Origin of the sequence: Novosphingobium fluoreni (genome assembly GCF_014196615.1) — a bacterium.
Lineage (GTDB): Bacteria > Pseudomonadota > Alphaproteobacteria > Sphingomonadales > Sphingomonadaceae > Novosphingobium > Novosphingobium fluoreni.
Map to the genome: position 1 here is coordinate 49204 of NZ_JACIDY010000005.1, position 17919 is coordinate 67122.

Sequence of the window (17919 nt, forward strand, 5' to 3'; positions counted from 1 at the left end):
TTCTTATTGAGTAAGTACGTACTAAAAGCGCAGTTACCGGCGGCGCAGCTTGGCCATCAAGCGAGCGCGGCGTGAGCGGTGCGGGGTATTCTGAACATATTCGGCGAGACGGTCGACAAATTCGCGCGGTGCCGAGGCATCTATGGAAGGCCGTGCGGTCAGCGTCTCATGGCTGTCGAGCAGTTCCAAAAGATGGGTTTCGTCTCGCGCGGCATAGATGCCGGCTAGGTTGGCAAACTGTCGCAAGGTATCGCTTTGATGCGCATTGCGATGCTCGTGGCGCAGATGATCGCGCGCCAGAATGATCAGGGGTTTGCCAAGCTCAAGCGCGGTGATGATCGAGCCCATGCCGGCGTGGCTGACCATGACACGGCATTTCGACTGTAACGCGAAGAAACGATCATGCTCCATGAATGGGAAGTAGTCGATCGCCTTGGGCAGGTAGTCCGTCGGCCCGATCTGCCCCACGACGTCCTTGCGCTCACGGGCAAGCGCCCACTGGTCGACAGTCTTGATGAGCCGATCGAACGGCAACTGCGTGCCGACGGATACCAGGATCACAAAACGCGCCCAAAGTACCTGAGACGGGGGTCGCGCTCGGCAAGTTCCGGCCATTGGGTAAGACAAAGGTCTGCCACTGGACGTACGGCGCGGCCGGACAATGACAAGCTGTCGCTATTGGCGACACTGTCGATCCAGATGGTGCGGATACCGTGCAGCTTGGCGATGTAGATGGCGATGGCACCGGGAGCTGCCCCGGTCGACACGATCAGGTCTGGGCGGCGTGAACGAATGATCCGCCAAATCTGCCGCGTTGCGCTGATGAGGTTACGCAACGTATCGCGGGAGCCATCCGTTACCTTGATGACCGGTTGATCGCCAATCGGCGCGATCAGGCTCGGGGCGGTGCTGACGAACTCACACTGACAATGTCTAAAAGCATCGGCCAAGCGGGTCAGTTCAATCCAATGACCTCCTCCAGACGCGATCAGCAACACGCGCTGACGGGCAGGAAAGCGAGCGATTGAGGCCTCGACTGGGGCAGGTGGCATATCCACACGCAAGATCGCAGCTGGATCCTCGCTTGTCTTGGGCAGGGCGTGGATTGGCATCAAGCGAAACGTGCTCTCATCCGAAAGATTACCATTACGCCGTTTTCCTTGAGTGGAAAGCTAACGACCCCGTGATGCGTCTATCGCAAATTTCTCGCCTGCCGCATAGGGGGCATGCCGGTTTGCCGAAAGCCGTCTCGGAAAGGGCCATGTGGCGACGCTGTGAAATTAATCGTGCTGGTTTGCGGAGCGTTGCTGGGGCATGGCGGGTTATGAGATGCACGACGTTTTATATGCGGATTGAATCCATTGCCAAGGACTGACCCGGGCGAACGTATCTATGCCATCGGCGACATTCACGGTCGATATGACCTGTTGCGCGATTTGATGGACAAGATCGGTGAACACTCGTCAGCCTTGCCACAGCCCGAATCTTTGCATCTCGTGTTTCTGGGTGATCTGGTTGACCGGGGACCGCAGAGCGCCAAAGTCGTCGAGTTTCTGTGGGACTTGGAGCAGCGTACCGATCAAGTGATCGTCCTGATGGGCAATCACGAAGAGGCGATGATCCAATCCTTGGAGGGCGATGCCAGCATCCTGCAGCGTTGGCTGGGTGTAGGTGGTGCGGAGACGATAGAAAGCTACGGCTTGCGTCTGCCGACTTCCCGCGACGATCTGCGGCAATACATTCGGTATCTCCAGGCGTCGTTGCCGCAGCAACAGATGCGCTGGCTGCGCAATCTACCGCTGACGGCGCAATCCGGAGATTATTTCTTTTGTCATGCCGGTATACGCCCTGGCGTGCCGTTGGGGCGCCAGGCTCGCTCAGACCTGTTGTGGATCCGCCACGATTTTATCGATGACGATGCCGATCACGGCGCGGTGATCGTGCATGGCCATACCATTGAGCCGACGGTTAAGGTGCGCGCCAACCGGATCGGAATTGATACCGGTGCATATTGTCACGGTGTGCTGACCGCACTTTATCTTGAAGATGATCGTCAGGAGTTGATCGCGGTCACCGATAGGTGAACTTTCGTATCCCTCGGCCGGAGCGGGTGTTTGAAGCTTCGATGCCGACCACAGTACATCGTAACGGCCTTTGAATTGACTTTAAGGATTTTTGCTGAGACGGTTTGATCACGGCAGATCGTGATGGCGGTCAGGCGGAGGCAGATTGATCATGAAGAAACTTGCTCTTGGTCTTGCTCTTGGTGTCAGCCTTGTCTCATCGGTTGCTGTCGCCGCTGAGCAGCGGCCGACCTATCTCGCGTTCCGCGCTCCGGCGGCGACTGCCAATTCAAGCACTCTGGCTGGATTTGCTGCGTCGGCCCCCGTGGTGAAGAAGGCGAACTCCGGTTTCGGCACAATTCCGGTATTCGTGCCGCTGGCCGGTCTGATCATAGTGATTGGTCTTGTCGCTGCGGTGGCGACAGGCAGGAACGGCAGTCCCGGCTAAGAGATCTCTGATCATGCATGGATATAGAGACGCCGCGGATATTTCTGCGGCGTTTTGTTTGTGTCGGGTCATCAATCCCTGACGGTTTGCTCGCTCTTCATCTCCTGGGCGGTCACCCTGATACTTTCTATACGCGCCCGCACGGAAGGGTGCGTCATGCTGATCCCCAGGGGGTGGCTAGCTGCCATCCGTTGCAGAAATGCTTCCGCGCCCTTGGCGTCGTAGCCGGCTCGCACCATCAAGATCGTTCCCAGGCGATCGGCGGCCCGCTCGCGCTCGCGTGACCTGCGGCCACCAATGCCGATCGTGGTTAAAGGTCCGTGCGGTTCACCAGCGTGCTGTAACAGAACATGCGCCATTTCGTGTGCGACTGCGAAGGCCAGTTCATCATCGCGGGCGAGGCGAGCCAAGCCTTGCGTAACCGCCGCATAATGGGCATCGGACCAGGCTTCCGGTCTATCGCCTGGGACGACTGCCACGGGCGCGGCGCAGGCGGTGCGGCCAGCCAGGTTCACCTTGCGTATGTCCAAAAGATTCCGAACCTTCACGACGACCGGCCCGACCGTGAGTGCGTTTGTCAGTATGGCCACGAATGCCTCGATCCTGGCATAGGACGGTTCGATGGCAACTGGGGGCAATTCCAGCTTGGCGATCGGGACTTCGTTCAGCGCCACGATCTCGTCTCCCGCCTTCAGACCGCCTTCGTCAGCCGGCGACCCGGGCACGATACCCAGGATGCCAAAACCCTCGGTCATTCGATAGCGGGCGGACACGGCCGATCTGACCGATAGCGGATATGCAGATAGGTCATGAAGTAAAAGGCCTGTAACAGGCTCAGTCCTGGCGCACGATGTGGCGCTGGCAGTGGCTAGCCGATAGCCGATCGTTGCTGTGCGCATTTCGGGGGAGCTAGTATTCAGGAAGGGCGATTCTGCCGCCTCGTGCGACAGTGCAGGCGTGGTGAACAATAGCGATGAAAGCGCTCCGACCAGCCATTCACGGAGGCTGGGTCGATGGGGGGAGGGTGAATCGCTCGTCATCTCAGGAACAGTCCTTAGCTGCTCGGTTGTCACTGTGCGATGGCTCGGCTACGCGATCGTACAAATGGAAACGGGACGCAATTACGGGACAGCAGGATCGAAGCGACGGCGGCAGCGTCGCAAGCCTGAACAGGAAACCCCGATCTGGCGCCGATCCCTCAACCTTTCACGGGGATACCTTGTTTGTGCGCTGTTGCTGGGCGGGGCGGGAATTGCCAGCCCAATCGCAAGTTGGCTGATTACAACGGTCGCCCTGGTCGTGCTGGCGGTGGAACTTCCAAAGCTGGATTGGCAGGGCTTGGATACGCGATCACGCATGGCCGCGTGGCTGATCGTGAGTTGCATGATCTTATGCCTGTTGCAGGTTGTCCCGCTGCCTGGCCGACTATGGGGTGGGCTGCCTGGGCATCAACTTGCGGCGCAGGTCGCAGAGGCGGCGGGCGGCTCGGGCTGGCACGCTTGGAGTTTGTCTCCCGATCGAACACTTGCGGCCTTGTCCGCGCTGGCCCCGCCAAGTGCAGCGCTTCTCATCGCGGCGCGTTCGGATGCGCAGGAGCGGCGGTGGATACTGCGCGCGATTCTGATCATCGCGTTGCTGAGCGCACCTTTGGCGATCGTGCAACTCGCGCTTGGACCCAATTCGGCGCCGATGCTGTTTTCCTCTGCGCATCGTGGACTGGGCGTTGGCCTGTTCGTGAACCGCAATCACTTCGCGCTGTTCCTGTTGATCGCCATTCTGATCGCGGCGGTTCCGGGGATTCCGGGATCTGCTCGGCCGGCTCAGGACGCCAAGGCGATCGAGTGGGCCGCGCGCTTGGCCGCTTTGGCGCTGCTCGCGCTGGGCGTTCTCTCCACCTTGTCCCGATCCGGCATATTCCTGTTGCCGGTGGCGCTGGCTTCGGCGGTGCTGATATCGCAGCGCCGCCGGCTAAGTCCCGCCGTAGTTGCGGGCGGCGCGGTTGCGGCGGTCGTACTGGTGCTGGTTTTGCGCGTGGCCCCGCCGGTGCATGCCGTCCTCTCGCGCTACGCCACGGCAACCGAAGACTTGCGCTTTCGATACTGGACCAACACTTTGCTGGCCGCGCGCGATGCGCTGCCGCTGGGCACTGGTTTTGGCACCTTTACCTTGGTCTATCCCACTTACGAGCCGCTGAGCGAGGTGAGGCCCGACGTGGTGAACCACGCGCATAATGATGTGCTGGAACTGCTGCTGGAGGGCGGCGTCGCGGCGATTGCGCTGCTGGTGGCCTGGCTTGCCTTCGTAGTTTACGCAGCTTGGCGGAGCCGAGCCGAAGCGGGTGGGCGACGCGATCGGATGGTACCGATCGTGGCGGCATTAGCGGTGATTTTGACGCTGGCGGCTTCGCTGACGGACTATCCGACGCGGATGCACACGATCGCCGTCACCCTGGCGCTGCTGATCGGCATGCTCCTGCCGATACCCGCCCGACGGGAGGCTGGATCAGCACGGCGGATGTTATTTGCCGGACCTCTGGCACTGCTCGGGCTCGGGGTCTTGTCTACCCAGTGGGGTTTGCAACTCGCTGCGATCGGGGCGGGCGGTGCGGCCCGGATCGTCGCGCCATGGTCTTCACCGGTGCAGGCCGCCGCCGCCAATCTGGCGGTCCTCAGGGGGGATCGTGATCAAGCGCTGAAAGTGGCCCAGCGAACCTTGGCTCTAGCGCCGCTTGACCCGGTGGGTGTGCGGACGGAAGGGCTTGAGCTGATCGCGCGGGGGCAGGCGGAACGAGGCGCGGCATTGCTGAGCCTAGGCGCACCGCTGGGCTGGCGCGATATCCTGACACAGCTCTGGCTGGCCGAGCAGGCAACGGCCGCCGGGCAGGACGCTTTCGCGTTGCAGCGGATGGACGCGGTTATCCGGCAGGAAAAATTCGGGGACCAACTGCTTCCCTTGATGCCCAAGCTGCTGCGAACCCAGGCGGGACGCAATGCCCTGGCGGAGCAACTCTCGCTCAATCCTGGTTGGCGGGTTGCGTTTTTCAACCAGGTCGCCCGTCAGCCGGGTTGGACCATGGCAGAGCTGGTCGACCTGATCCGTCATCTACGCCGGGCCGGCACGCCGATGACCACAGCGGAAAGCGGGCTGATTCGCACCGTTTTAGCCGCAAACGATCGCTTTGGGGATATGCGTACCGTCTGGCATGCAGCGGGGCAAACCGCACTGATCGGAGACGGCGATTTCGAGGCGGAGAAAGGCGTGCTGTCGCCATGGGCGCCGCCTTATGCCTGGCATACGCCAGCCCTCACGGGAGTACGAACCGAAGTTGCCGCAGCGGTAACGCCGGGGCACGGGCAGGCACTGGCAGTGGGTTCAGACGGCTTGGCCCAAGGGGCGGCGGTACAACAGGTGATCGCGCTCGTTTCTGGAACGTATGACCTGACCTTTACCGTGTCCGCCGACGATGTGATGTTGGTCCAGCAGTTCGGCGCGCTGCTTCAATGCCGCCGGGGTGAGCAGACATCCGGGTTGCCGAATGTACCAGTCGCGCTAACATGGTCATCCGGTGCGGATGGATGGCAGACCGCGCGCGGCAGCTTCACCGTCAGCGCGGAGTGCCCGGGTCAGGCGCTGATACTCACCCTGCCGCAAACCAACGGGCGGCCGTTCTCTGCTTGGATCGATGGTGTCTCGATCCGGAGCGCACCGCGTCCGCATGCTTGACCTTGCAGTCGTTTTCGCTGAAACGAGAAATTGTCGCCGTTTTAGACGGAAAGGCCTGAGCTTGTTCGGCGGATCGGACGGCAGGGGTGTAATCGAGGGCATGAATGCATGATGCGACCATCACGGACAGTGTTGGTTTGTCTGTTGCTGGCGACGGGTTGTGCACCCAGCTTGCGTGGCAGCAATGTTCGCACGGGTGAGGACGCCTACAAGTTGATCCCACCTCCGTCGCCGGAAACGGCGGCGATGGATTATGTTATCGGTCCCCTCGACGTAATCGCCATCAACGTCTTCAACGAGCCGGAAGTTTCATCTAGCGGCATCCCCGTCGACGCGGTGGGCAATCTGGCGCTGCCACTGATAGGCCGCATTCGCGCCAGCGGGCTTACCGCCACCCAGCTCGCTGATACTCTGCGGTCGGGATATGGGCGCTATTATGTTGATCCACAGGTCACCGTTACGGTCAACAGTTCGGTTTCGCAGAGGGTTACCGTTCAAGGCCAGGTCAAGAAGGCCGGGCTGTACGACGTGCGCGGGGGCACCACCTTGCTGGATGCGATTGCCCTTGCGGAAGGCGAAAGCGAAGATGCGAAGCTGCAGGAAGTGCTGGTCATTCGCACGATCGACGGCCAGCGTTCGGCAGCGATGTTCGACCTCAATCGCATCCGTCGCGGCGATGACCCGGACCCGGCAATTCTGGGCAAAGACGTTATTGTCGTCGGCCATTCGAATGTGAAGCAGGCTTGGCACGATACACTGCGTGCTGCACCGCTGCTCAACATCTTCACGGCGTTCAGGTAGGAAAACTCGCAGTTATGCGTCAGGTGCAGATTGCGGCCGGCAGGCCCTACGAGATCGACGAGGGTGATCTCGCCCCGGCCGAGGGAACCGTTTCCGCGCTGGGCTACACCAACCAGCCGGTGGTCGACGTCCGGGCGCTATGGGCGATGCTATATCGCAATCGCATCGCGATTATCCTGATCGTCGCGACTGCGCTCCTGATCGGGCTGGCGTCGATCCTTTTCATGCCGCGCGTCTATCAGGCCAGCGCCAGCGTGCAGGTCGATCAGCAGACCAACAAGATCCTCGGCACCGAGGACACCGAGCCCGTTGTCAGCGGCGCGGATGCCGATCGCTTCTTGCAGACCCAAGTGGACGTACTGAACAGCCGCACAATGGCGAAGCGGGTTTCCGACCGCTTGGGTCTTGCCAGATCGGATGATTTTCTCACATCCGAAGGTGCAGGGTCGCTGGACGAACTGACGCCCGCGCAGCGTGAGGAGAAGGTCATCGATGCACTGGTGATGAACCTGACGATCGACCTTCGTCGCAACTCGCGCGTGGTGGGGATCGCTTTCAAGAGCCGCGATCCGCAAATGGCCGCTCGCATCGCCAACACGTATTGCCAGGAATATATCCAGAGCAACATTCAGCGTAAATTCTCGACCGGAGACTATTCGCGCCAGTTCCTGCAGAATCAGCTGGGCCTGGCCAAGGACCGTCTTGAAGCCTCGGAACGCGCCTTGATCAGCTACGCGCGCTCCACGCGTCTGATCGACGCCAGCAATGGCGCAACCGCGCAATCGGGCGAGGCTGATCAGCCGCGCTCGCTGGTCACTGCCAACCTCGTTCAGCTCAACCGCGCACTGGGTGATGCCAAGGCGCAGAGGCTCCAGGCGCAGCAGCGTTGGGAACAGGCCGAGGGCGTGCCGGCGACGACCTTGCCAGAGGTCCTGTCGAACTCGGCGATGCAGGAGTTGCTCCAGCAGCGCGCCGCGCTCAATGCCGATCTGGGTCAGATGCGCCAGCACTTGCAGCCTGATCACCCGACGGTCCTGCGCGCTTCGGCGCAGTTGAGCGAATTGGATCGCCAGGCCCGCGCGTTGGGGGAAAGCATCCGCAACTCGATCCGCAACCAATACCTGACCGCTCAGCGTCAGGAGGCCGCGATCTCCGGCCAGGTGAACGCGTTGAAGTCTGATACCTTGTCCGAGCAGGACCTGGGTGTGCGGTACAACATCCTGCGCCGCGAAGTGGATACCAATCGGCAGATGTATGAGAGCCTGCTGCAGCGCTTCAAAGAGTTGAGCGCGGAGGCCGGCGTCACCAACAACAACATCACCGTGGTCGACAACGCTGATGTTCCGCGTCGGCCCGCATCGCCGCGCCCGCTGGTCAACATGGCGATGGCGCTGATTGTCGGCCTTGGCCTTGCATTGCTCTACGCTTACGGTCGCGAGAAGCTGGATGATGCGATCCGCGATCCCCGCGATGTCGAAGCAAAGCTGCATCTGCCGCTGCTGGGCGTGATCCCTGAGTTCTCCGGCACCAATCTGTACGAGGCTCTGGATGCGCCTTATTCGGACGTGGCGGAGGCCTATTACGCCGTTCGCTCCTCGGTAGAGCTTTCGTCAAACCAGGGGTTGCCGCCTTCGCTTCTAGTTACCAGCAGCAACAAGGGCGAGGGTAAGTCGACCACGTCCTACGTCTTGGCGCGTGACATGGCGAGGCTGGGGCGTAAGGTCTTGCTGATCGACGCGGACTTACGCCGGCCGTCACTGCACCGCTACTTTGACATGTCAGTGGGTTCACCCGGACTTTCCAGCGTTCTGGCCCGGCTGATACCTGCGTCAGAGGCAATCCGCCCCGCGGTTGACGGAAGCCCCGCGTTCTTGTCCAGCGGCCCGTTGCCGCCTGATCCGGCCAACCTGTTCGCGGGCACTGCAGTCAAGGATTTGTTGGCTGAACTCTCCGGAGAATATGACATCGTCGTCGTCGATGCCCCGCCGGTCATGGCGCTGGCCGACGCAGTAGAGCTGTCCTCCGCCGCTGCCGCGTCGATCTTCGTGGTGGAGGCGGGCACCGCCCACTTTGGCCAAGCCCGCACCGCGGTATCCCGTCTGCTTCGCGGTCGGGGAAATCTGATTGGCTGCGTCGTGACGAAGTACAACGCGCGCAAAGTCGGCTACACCGAGGACAGCGACTACTACAATTACAGCTACACCAAGGAAAGCTGAGACAACCGTCACTGGTTTGTCTGTCTCAGGTGCCGACAAATCAGAAGGTCGGTGGCAGGACTTATTCCTTGGCGGGGCCTGGGGCCTGCTTGGCTGCAGCCGCCGCTTCGTCGTGAACGGCGATCTTGGCGCTATCATCCGGCATCGGGATCAAGCTGCGTGAGGCATAAGGGCGAATGCCGCTGCCGCCCACGCCGCCGCCGATAACCCATCGCGCGCCACGCGCCACGGTGGGATGTGCTGCTTCGGTGGCTTTCGCTGTGACTTTGCCCTCAGCCTTCGCATCAGCAGTGGGTAGCTCACCAAGCGCGCCGCCAAAGCCGATCATGGGCCGCTCAGCGCTGGTCACACGGGTGATCCCCACACCGGCGCCATCAATCGGCGCGATCGGGCTGGCCGCTGCCACCAGCGCGGCGGTCGCCACGTCCGGCTCGATGCCGGCATAGCGACTGGTAAAGCCCGCGCCAGTGCCGTTGCTGCCCCGCCAGCTGTAGAAGATATGGCGACCGATCGTCGTCAGCTTGGACAAGCTCTGCGCCCAGTAGGGTACGACGTAATCGGCATGATAGTGCGTCGCCCAGCCGACGGGCGCATAGACGTACCCGCCCAGAGCTGCCGCAGCGACCGCGCTGGCCCGCGCCCAGCTTGAGGCGGAGGGTACCCGCGCCAAGGAGCCGTCGCACGTGAAGCTGAACTGGCATCCGGTCTTACGCTCGGAGCCCTGGTACACAACTCCACAAACGGAATGAGGGTAGACGGGGCTGCGCATGCGGTTGAGGATCACTTGCGCCACCGCTCTCTGTCCATCCACCGGCTCGTTCCCGGCCTCGTAATAGATCGCGGCAGTCATGCATTGCAGCGATCGGGGCAGCGACTGCCCTCCAGCCGCCGTGACCGAGAAGGGCGTAGCAGAAGCGATAGCCGTTTTCGCCTCGGGCACTTTGCTGTTCCACGCCTCGGCTTCCAGGGCCGATAGCGGACGCAGCGCTTTAGGCGCGAACGGCGAATCGATCACTTGCGGCGCACCTACAGCCGTGCCGGCTCCCCTCGTTGCGTCACCGGGCGTGTCGGGCATAACCAGCGAGTAGACAAGCGGGGCCGAAAGCGCACCCAGCAACAAGGCAGACCGGCCATGCCGTTGCCATTGGGTCTTGATCGTCTTGCGCGGCGTGGACGTAAGCCACGGCAGTTCATCAAGGATATTGGGGGTGGATGCCATGATCCGCGTGGATGTCCCTATCGCTAAATCCCTCAGGAAAGGCCCTTATATGCCCAGCGGCTTCGTTGCCAGCTCAATTCATGGTATCGCGCCGCCCCGTTCCGGGGCAGCGGCCAAGCGGAAGGGTAGCGGAGGTGGCATGAAAGTCTTGCAGTTCCTGGCGATCATAGCAGCTTTCCTGGCTATGCCGGTCGCGGCGCAAAGCGCATTGCAGCCTGGTGCAGAGGTTATGTCGGGCTCCGTCAGCCCGGCGGCCCCCATCAGCCCTGTGACGAAACCTCGCGGACGCGGGCCTTTGCCGACCGGATCCACACAGCCGATGCCGACCAGCGCCCGCCCCAGCATCGGTTTCATCTCCGCGACAAATCTGGCGGAGCGTTGCGAATCGAGCGCAGCCAGCCTCGTGTCGTACTGCTTCGCCTATATCACCGGCGTCCACGACACCGTCCGGGCCTATGAGACATGGCTGCGCATCCGCGAATTCTGTCCGCCCGTCACCAGCTCACAGGCCGATATGCGCCGCGCATTCCTAAGCTATCTTAAGGCAAATCCGACGTCAGGGGCAGGCGAGGCCGCATCGGTGATCGTGCTGGCTTTCAAGGAGCAGTTCACCTGCGATACGCCCCGACCGGAACCGGAAAGGCCTGCCTCCAAGCGCTGAGGCTTGGGATTTCAGGCGATCCGCAAGGCTTCGCCCGTGGCGTTCAAAGCAAAGCCGAAGGCCGCGCTCTTCAGCAATTCGCGCGCGGTGACAGGCAGGTTGGCGTTGATGATCGCGGCCAGCAGCGAGGTGACCGCCGCGAAGATCAGCACCGACCACCACCTTGGAAAATCGTGAGAAGTCAGCGGGAAGGGCCAATCATTGATCAGCGGCAGAACCACTTTGAGGAAGTGACCGAAGCAGGCGGCGATCCAGTGGGCGGCAAAGCGCGGCCAGGTTTCGCCCAGTTCCAGTTGCGACGTTTTGTTCATGCTCCGATCCCGCTCATGAACGCTCCGCGCTTTCGGTTACCCGCTGCATATCTTCGATAAGGACTTCGAGCAGTTCCTCGTAATAGCCTTCGGAATCGATCGTGGGGGCGGGCTTGCCCTGCTTTTCTTGCTCAGCCCAGCGCGTTGCCAGCTTGCGATAGGTAGCGCGGATCTGCCACTCGGCCATGGCGCGCCACGTCGCCTTGTCGCGCGCTGCGATTTCCTGTTGCGCCAGGCCGATCAGCAGCACGACGGCGCCCAGGATCGCGATGGCCACCGCGACATAGTAATTGCGCTCCCACACGGCGCGCAGGATCAGCCCGTAGATCACCGTCCCCATGATGATCAGTAGGACGACGAAACACGCCAGGTTCACCATGCGCCCGAAAGACCGCAACCGGGTCGGCTCGGGCCGGTCGATCATTCCTTCAACGTCCATCCGCCCTCCATGCCAAGGCTTGGGAAAGCGGGCAAGTGGCGCGCATCGGGGCTGTCAACCCGTTACTGGATGCGAAGTGGTGGCAAAGGCGACAATACCCTACCGAATGCGAGGGCGACGCGCTTGTCGTACAAGCGGGCGAAGCTTATGCGACAGGGCGTTGAAGGGGCTTTGGAGGATACATGGCATCGCGATATCCGAAAGTTCTGGTGACGGGGGCGGCCGGCTTCATCGGGGCCGCCTTGGCTGACGCGTTGATGGCGCGGGGCCAGTCGGTGATCGGGATCGACAACCTCAACGACTATTATGCCGTTCAGCTAAAGCGTGATCGGCTGAGCCAGCTGGCGGCGCGGCACGGTGATCGCTTTACCTTCCTGGAACTGGATTTCGCGGACACGGCTGCGCTGGATCAGGACCTTTCAGGGCACGAGTTCGATGCCATCGTGCATCTGGGCGCGCAGGCGGGCGTGCGTTACTCGCTGCAGAATCCTCATGCCTACGTTCGCTCCAACTTGTCGGGCCATGTCAACATGTTGGAACTGGGACGCGCTCGCCAGACGCCGCATCTGGTCTATGCCAGTTCCAGCTCCGTCTATGGCGGGAACGAGAAACTGCCGTTCGCGGTGGAAGACCGCACCGATCATCCCGTGTCGCTCTACGCCGCGACGAAGCGGGCGGATGAATTGATGAGCGAGACGTATGCGCACCTCTTCCGTTTGCCGCAAACGGGGCTGCGTTTCTTCACCGTCTATGGGCCATGGGGTCGGCCGGATATGGCGCTCTGGAAGTTCACTGAGCGGCTGCTCGCGGGGCGGCCGATCGAGGTGTTCAACAATGGCCAGATGCAGCGGGACTTTACCTATATCGACGACATCATCGCTGGCGTGATCGCCTGCCTCGATCGCCCCCCCGCGGATGACGGTGCCGCCAAGCCGGGCGGCAGCACGAAGCCGCACGCGGTCTACAACATCGGCAATAACCGATCCGAAAAGCTGATGCGCATGATCGAGGTGCTGGAAGAGGCATGCGGGCGCAAGGCGGAGCTGAGCATGCTGCCGATGCAATCTGGGGACGTGCCGGCCACGTACGCGGATATCACGGCGATCGCGCGCGATACTGGCTACGCGCCGACCACGCCCATCGAGGTGGGCATACCGCGCTTCGTCGAGTGGTATCGGAGCTACACGGGGCAGTGACGCGATAGTGGATTGACGCAGGCCCAGCGATGGCTTGGACTAGCTGGCGTTTGATGCGTGGGCGGTGAAGTCGCGCTGAAAAGTTGCAGCGTGTGTCGAGGCGCTTCGGCTCGCTCATGAGGCGGCAAGCTAAAAAAGATGCCCGCGCCGATCGCGCGCGACCTTACCCTAGGCGATCATCCCCGGTCGGTCATGGATTTGCTCCGAGAAGTGCCGACGGCACAGGGGAATGTAACGATCGTTGCCCCCGATCAGGGTCTGCTCGCCGTGTTGCACCGACGCCCCATCCGCATCGACGCGCAGGTTCATGGTGGCTTTCCGGCCGCAGTGGCACACAGCCTTGAGTTCCACCAAGGTATCGGCGATTCCGAGCAGCGCCGCCGCGCCTGGAAACAATTCGCCACGAAAGTCGGTGCGCAAGCCGAAGCATAGCACCGGGATGTCGGCAAAGTCCGCCAGCCGGGCGCATTGCCAGACTTGCTCGGAGCTCAGGAATTGGGCTTCGTCCACCAGAATGCAGGACAGCGGCGTTTCGGAATGTCGTGCCTGGGCGGCAGTCCACACGTCCGTATCGGCATCGAAACGATGCGCGTCCGCGCCAAGGCCAATTCGGCTTTCTATGGCATGAAGCGCGCCACGGCCATCGATCGCAGCGGTCCACAGCATCGTTGCCATGCCCCGTTCGCGATAGTTGAAGTCCGCCTGCAGCAGATATGTCGATTTCCCGGCATTCATGCTGGCGTAATAGAAATACAGCTTGGCCACGGCCGCGTCCTTAGACTTCGCCGCGGATCTCGGTCAGCTTGCGTTCCCAGGCCAGCGCATGCGCGACGATGGTGTCCAGCTCGGCGTAACGAGGGACCCAGGGCAAAGTTGCCTTGATGCGGCTGTTGTCCGAGATCAGCGAGTCGGGATCACCAGCGCGACGGCCCTGGAGGCGGCGATCGATAGTGCGGTTGGTGACGCGGTCCACGGCGTCCAGCACTTCCAGCACCGAAAAACCGCGGCCATAGCCGCAGTTCATCGTCAGCGATCGGGCAGGTTGGGCGATCAGGGCTTCAAGGGCGAGGACGTGTGCCTCAGCCAGGTCCGAAACATGGATGTAATCTCGTACGCCGGTGCCGTCAGGCGTGGCGAAGTCCGTGCCGAACACGCCGACATGCTCGCGTTTCCCCAGTGCCGCCTCGACCGCGACCTTGATCAGATGCGTGGCCCCGGCAGTCGATTGCCCGGTGCGGGCCTGAGGGTCCGCTCCGGCGACGTTGAAGTATCGTAGGGCGCAGTAGTTCATCGCATGGGCGCGCGCGGTATCGGCCAGCATGAACTCCGTCATCAGCTTGGACATGCCGTAGGGATTGATCGGCAGCTTCGGGCTGTCCTCGGTAACGGGCGAAACTTCCGGAATGCCATAAGCTGCCGCAGTGGAACTGAAGATGAAGTGGCCGACGCCCGCCTCTACTGCCGCCGCGATCAGCGCGCGGGTCTTGGCGGTGTTGTTATGATAGTATTTTAGCGGATTCTCTACCGATTCCGGCACGATGATCGACCCGGCGAAGTGCATCACCGCGCCGACTTTCTGTTCGGCGAAGATGCGGGCCAGAAGGGCTGCGTCTTCGATATCGCCTTCGTACAGCGTAACGCCTTCGGGGATGGCAAATCGAAACCCGGTGGTGAGATTGTCGACAACACAGACCGGCCAGCCCCGATCGACCAGCGCCAGCACCGCATGGCTGCCGATATAACCCGCGCCGCCGGTCACCAGAACGGTTGGTCTGTTCGCCTCGGTCATCGCTCAATCCGCCTGTAAGCCCGGCGTCCCCATGCGCCGTCGCTGCTTATGTTGCGCCGCAGTGCGATTGGCAACAGGGTGCGCGGCGCGATCGATCCGGATCGGGGGTCAGGCCGCCAGCATCTTGATGCCGGAAAATGCGAGCATCCCGGCCAATGCCAGACGCACCCCGGTTTCGCTGACTTTACCTGCGGCGAGCGAGCCGACGATGACGCCGGGGATCGAGCCGATCAGCAGCATGCCCAGCAGTTCCCAATTGACGTTGCCCAACCACGAATGGCCGATGGCAGCGATGAGAGCGAGGGGAATGGCATGGACGATATCCGTTCCCACCAGCGATTTGGCGCTGAGCCGTAGCGGATAAAGGAACATCAGCGCCACCGCGACCAGTGCGCCTGCTCCGATCGACGTGAGCGTGACCAGCACGCCGACAATGGCACCAGCCGCGATCGTCATGACCAGTTGGGTGATGGCCAGCCGCTCCCCCAGCAGTCCACGCAGTTTGGTGACGGGGGCATGGATGATATGCTTCACCGGCACCAGCACGGCGGTAATAACCAGCATCACACCCAGCAGCTTCATGAGCACGGCGGAGTTCAGCTTTCCGCCCTCGACATTCGCCAGGAACAGCAGGGTCAGGATCGCGGCCGGTACGCTGCCCATCGCCAGCCGCCCGATGACCTTCCAGTCCGGAGAGCCGACCCGGCGGTGCACCGCGCCGCCAACGCATTTGGTCAGCGTGGCGAACCAGAGGTCGGTTCCCACGGCCAGTGACGGGGCGAAACCGAAGCCCAGCACCAAAATCGGTGCCATCAGCGAGCCACCGCCGACGCCGGTCAGCCCCACCAGGAAGCCGACGAGCGCCCCGGCCAGCGAGTAATAGATTTCGGTCATGAACGCAGGCGTGCCGACGTTGGCGCGGCGCCGCGGGAAGATTTGTCAAATGTCACGGCGTCAGCGTCAATCTTATCGTAAGCCCCGGCGACATGGCAGAACAGCCCGTCGTGAGAAATAATGTTACGCTTCAAGCCGGCTAAACACCGCCTTCGGCACATGAAAGACCATGCCGATAGTCAAGCATTACGCAAGAGAATTTGACTAGCGCAGGGGCAAGAAGCCCTATCGCACCCGATCAAGCATGGGCAAAGTGGGCGATGATCCGATCATCCAGCGGCTCGCGGAAACGGGCGCGATACCGACGTTCACCGCTGGTTTCGGCCATGACCGGAAGGGGTCCGATCGCGCCGATCCACAAGTCCATCACGCCTTCGATTTCGCAGGCCTCGACCGGGACTTCCAACTGGCATTCGTGCCCGTCCAGAAGAGAGATGGTGACGGGAAGGCGATCACGCGCACCGATACATTCGCCGTAGATGGTCATCGATCATACCGGCCCGCAACGGGCCACTCCCGGTTACCTGAATGTCCCAAGCGATGAAGCGGAACACCCTTTCCGGAGTGTTCGACCTTAACGGATGGGACGAAGCGACCAGTGAACGTCCTGTGTGTCGAAACGGTTGCACTTCATTGAGTTTTTACAGGAACTTTTTGCGGCGAAGCGTTTCCTGCCGTCGAATGATCGTCCGCCCCCTTTCCTTGCAACGCTTCCACGAAGTGCTCGCGCCAACGCACCACGTCCTCGTCGCGAACCGAGGCGAGCAGGGCCTGATGGCGTCGGCGACGTTCTTCCAGAGGCATGGCCAAGGCCTGCTTGATCGCGTCGCTCACCTCCTCGGGGCTGTGGGGGTTCACCAGCACGGCGTCCTGCATTTGCGGGGCGGCACCGGCAAAGCGGGACAGGATGAGCACGCCTGGGTCTTCCTCGTCCTGCGCCGCGACGTACTCTTTCGCGACCAGGTTCATGCCATCACGTAACGGCGTGACGAGGCCGATGTCCGCCGCCCGGTAGAAGCCTGCCAGTTCCGAGCGCGGGTAGCCGCGGTTGACATAGCGGATCGGCACCCAGGCAACATCGGCATGGGCGCCGTTGATATGCCCCGCCTTGCGTTCCAGATCGTGGCGGATCAGCTGATAGCTGGAAACGTCGCCCCGTGATGGTGGCGCGATCTGCAGCAGCACCACATCCTTCGCCATGTCCGGATTGTCGGTCAGGAAGCGGTCGAAGCTGTCGAACCGTTCGCCCAAGCCCTTTGAGTAGTCCAGTCGGTCTACCCCGATCAGCATCTTGCGGTTGCCGCCCAGACTGTTCTTCAGCCGATCGTAAGCGCCGATCGCGTCCGCGCTGCGCGATGCTTCGAGAAACTCGTCGTAATCGATGCCGATGGGAAAGGCGCGGGCGACGATGCGGCGGCTCTGGTACTCGATCGTCCCGTCCTTGGCGACCTTAAGCCCCATTTCCTTCTTGATGTAGTGAATGAAGCTGTCGAGCCACTCTTCGGTCTGGAAGCCGATGAGATCATAATGGAGCATCGAGGCCACCAGCTGTTCGTGATTGGGGAGGGAGACGAACAGCCGCGTCGGCGGCCAGGGGATGTGCAAGAACAGGCCGATCCGGTTGGTCACGCCCTTTTCGCGCAACATCGATCCCAACGGCAGCAGGTGATAATCGTGAACCCAGACCAGGTCTTCCGGCTCGATCAGCGGGATCACGGATTCGGCGAAGCGCTGATTTACGCGGACATAGCTCTCGCCAAAGCTGCGATCGTACTCGGTCAGATCGATGCGATAGTGGAACAGCGGCCACAAGGTGCGGTTGGCATAGCCGTTGTAATACTCGTCCACATCCTGCGGTTCGAGGTCGATCGTGGCGGTAGTCACACCGAAATTGCGCTGCATATCCAGGTGGCCGGTAAAGCTGTCAGTCTCCTTGCCGGACCAGCCGAACCAGATGCCGCGATTCTCCCGCAGGGCCGCGCCCAAAGCAACCGCAAGCCCGCCCTGGGCTCCTGCGGCCCCCATGGCTTGCGGAACCGAAACCCGGTTCGACACGACGATCAGCCTGCTCATTCCCAGCCCCTTATGCGCCCCTTGACCGGGGCGTGCGCCCCGTGACCACGGCGGCGATCACGGGTGCATTGTGGCGTCGGGTTTGC

General features: G+C 61.9%; 18 protein-coding genes. 7 read left to right on the plus strand and 11 right to left on the minus strand.

The window, feature by feature from the left end; all coding sequences use genetic code 11:
* Window positions 1-33 precede the first annotated feature (33 nt).
* Together GGR39_RS10895 and GGR39_RS10900 are read right to left on the minus strand one after the other, a co-directional pair.
* A complete protein-coding gene (locus GGR39_RS10895) occupies window positions 34-561 on the minus strand; it encodes a glycosyltransferase (RefSeq protein ID WP_183617167.1) in 528 nt (175 codons plus the stop codon).
* A complete protein-coding gene (locus GGR39_RS10900; RefSeq protein WP_221226096.1) occupies window positions 558-950 on the minus strand; it encodes a glycosyltransferase family protein in 393 nt (130 codons plus the stop codon). Before GGR39_RS10900 ends, GGR39_RS10895 begins: the two co-directional genes overlap by 4 nt.
* Before the next feature lie 411 nt (window positions 951-1361).
* On the opposite strand from GGR39_RS10900, the gene GGR39_RS10905 reads away from it, so the two are divergent.
* Window positions 1362-2084: a metallophosphoesterase family protein gene (locus tag GGR39_RS10905; protein ID WP_183617363.1), complete on the plus strand. Its 723-nt coding sequence runs from the start codon at window positions 1362-1364 to the stop codon at window positions 2082-2084.
* A gap of 145 nt (window positions 2085-2229) precedes the next feature.
* A complete protein-coding gene (locus GGR39_RS10910; RefSeq protein WP_183617169.1) occupies window positions 2230-2511 on the plus strand; it encodes a hypothetical protein in 282 nt (93 codons plus the stop codon).
* 71 nt (window positions 2512-2582) lie between these two features.
* Here GGR39_RS10910 and GGR39_RS10915 read toward each other — a convergent pair whose 3' ends face one another.
* Window positions 2583-3551, minus strand: a complete 969-nt coding sequence (locus GGR39_RS10915) for a M48 family metalloprotease (RefSeq protein ID WP_343055873.1) — start codon at window positions 3549-3551, stop codon at window positions 2583-2585.
* Window positions 3552-3615: 64 nt separating this feature from the next.
* On the opposite strand from GGR39_RS10915, the gene GGR39_RS10920 reads away from it, so the two are divergent.
* The 3 genes from GGR39_RS10920 to GGR39_RS10930 all read left to right on the plus strand — a co-directional run bounded on the left by GGR39_RS10920 (window position 3616) and on the right by GGR39_RS10930 (window position 9251).
* Window positions 3616-6234 carry an O-antigen ligase family protein gene (locus GGR39_RS10920; protein ID WP_183617171.1) on the plus strand — a complete coding sequence of 873 codons (2619 nt, stop codon included), beginning with the start codon at window positions 3616-3618 and terminating at the stop codon, window positions 6232-6234.
* 213 nt (window positions 6235-6447) lie between these two features.
* Window positions 6448-7035, plus strand: a complete 588-nt coding sequence (locus tag GGR39_RS10925; RefSeq protein WP_221226097.1) for a polysaccharide biosynthesis/export family protein — start codon at window positions 6448-6450, stop codon at window positions 7033-7035.
* A gap of 14 nt (window positions 7036-7049) precedes the next feature.
* On the plus strand, window positions 7050-9251 hold the full coding sequence (locus tag GGR39_RS10930) for a GumC family protein (RefSeq protein ID WP_183617173.1): 2202 nt from the start codon (window positions 7050-7052) through the stop codon (window positions 9249-9251).
* Window positions 9252-9312: 61 nt separating this feature from the next.
* Here GGR39_RS10930 and GGR39_RS10935 read toward each other — a convergent pair whose 3' ends face one another.
* Entirely contained in the window at window positions 9313-10470 is a 1158-nt protein-coding gene (locus GGR39_RS10935; protein WP_246388638.1) for a cell wall hydrolase, read from the minus strand.
* A gap of 139 nt (window positions 10471-10609) precedes the next feature.
* Here GGR39_RS10935 and GGR39_RS10940 point away from each other — a divergent pair, with 139 nt between their 5' ends.
* Complete coding sequence (locus tag GGR39_RS10940) at window positions 10610-11131, plus strand: Rap1a/Tai family immunity protein (RefSeq protein WP_183617174.1); 522 nt, start codon at window positions 10610-10612, stop codon at window positions 11129-11131.
* Between the two features lie 11 nt (window positions 11132-11142).
* Here GGR39_RS10940 and GGR39_RS10945 read toward each other — a convergent pair whose 3' ends face one another.
* Together GGR39_RS10945 and GGR39_RS10950 are read right to left on the minus strand one after the other, a co-directional pair.
* Window positions 11143-11442, minus strand: a complete 300-nt coding sequence (locus GGR39_RS10945) for a hypothetical protein (protein WP_183617175.1) — start codon at window positions 11440-11442, stop codon at window positions 11143-11145.
* Between the two features lie 13 nt (window positions 11443-11455).
* Entirely contained in the window at window positions 11456-11881 is a 426-nt protein-coding gene (locus GGR39_RS10950; protein WP_183617176.1) for a hypothetical protein, read from the minus strand.
* 182 nt (window positions 11882-12063) lie between these two features.
* Here GGR39_RS10950 and GGR39_RS10955 point away from each other — a divergent pair, with 182 nt between their 5' ends.
* Window positions 12064-13077 carry an NAD-dependent epimerase/dehydratase family protein gene (locus GGR39_RS10955; RefSeq protein ID WP_183617177.1) on the plus strand — a complete coding sequence of 338 codons (1014 nt, stop codon included), beginning with the start codon at window positions 12064-12066 and terminating at the stop codon, window positions 13075-13077.
* Between the two features lie 168 nt (window positions 13078-13245).
* Here GGR39_RS10955 and GGR39_RS10960 read toward each other — a convergent pair whose 3' ends face one another.
* The 5 genes from GGR39_RS10960 to otsA all read right to left on the minus strand — a co-directional run bounded on the left by GGR39_RS10960 (window position 13246) and on the right by otsA (window position 17833).
* A complete protein-coding gene (locus tag GGR39_RS10960; protein ID WP_183617178.1) occupies window positions 13246-13842 on the minus strand; it encodes a thymidine kinase in 597 nt (198 codons plus the stop codon).
* A 10-nt stretch (window positions 13843-13852) separates the two neighbouring features.
* Window positions 13853-14866: a UDP-glucose 4-epimerase GalE gene (galE, locus tag GGR39_RS10965; RefSeq protein WP_183617179.1), complete on the minus strand. Its 1014-nt coding sequence runs from the start codon at window positions 14864-14866 to the stop codon at window positions 13853-13855.
* A 108-nt stretch (window positions 14867-14974) separates the two neighbouring features.
* Window positions 14975-15760 (minus strand): sulfite exporter TauE/SafE family protein, encoded by a 786-nt coding sequence (locus GGR39_RS10970; RefSeq protein WP_183617180.1) that lies wholly within the window; start codon window positions 15758-15760, stop codon window positions 14975-14977.
* Window positions 15761-15998: 238 nt separating this feature from the next.
* A complete protein-coding gene (locus GGR39_RS10975) occupies window positions 15999-16247 on the minus strand; it encodes a hypothetical protein (protein WP_183617181.1) in 249 nt (82 codons plus the stop codon).
* Window positions 16248-16390: 143 nt separating this feature from the next.
* The gene (gene otsA / locus GGR39_RS10980) at window positions 16391-17833 is read right to left on the minus strand and encodes an alpha,alpha-trehalose-phosphate synthase (UDP-forming) (protein ID WP_183617182.1); all 1443 of its coding nucleotides are present in this window, start codon (window positions 17831-17833) and stop codon (window positions 16391-16393) included.
* Window positions 17834-17919 lie beyond the last annotated feature (86 nt).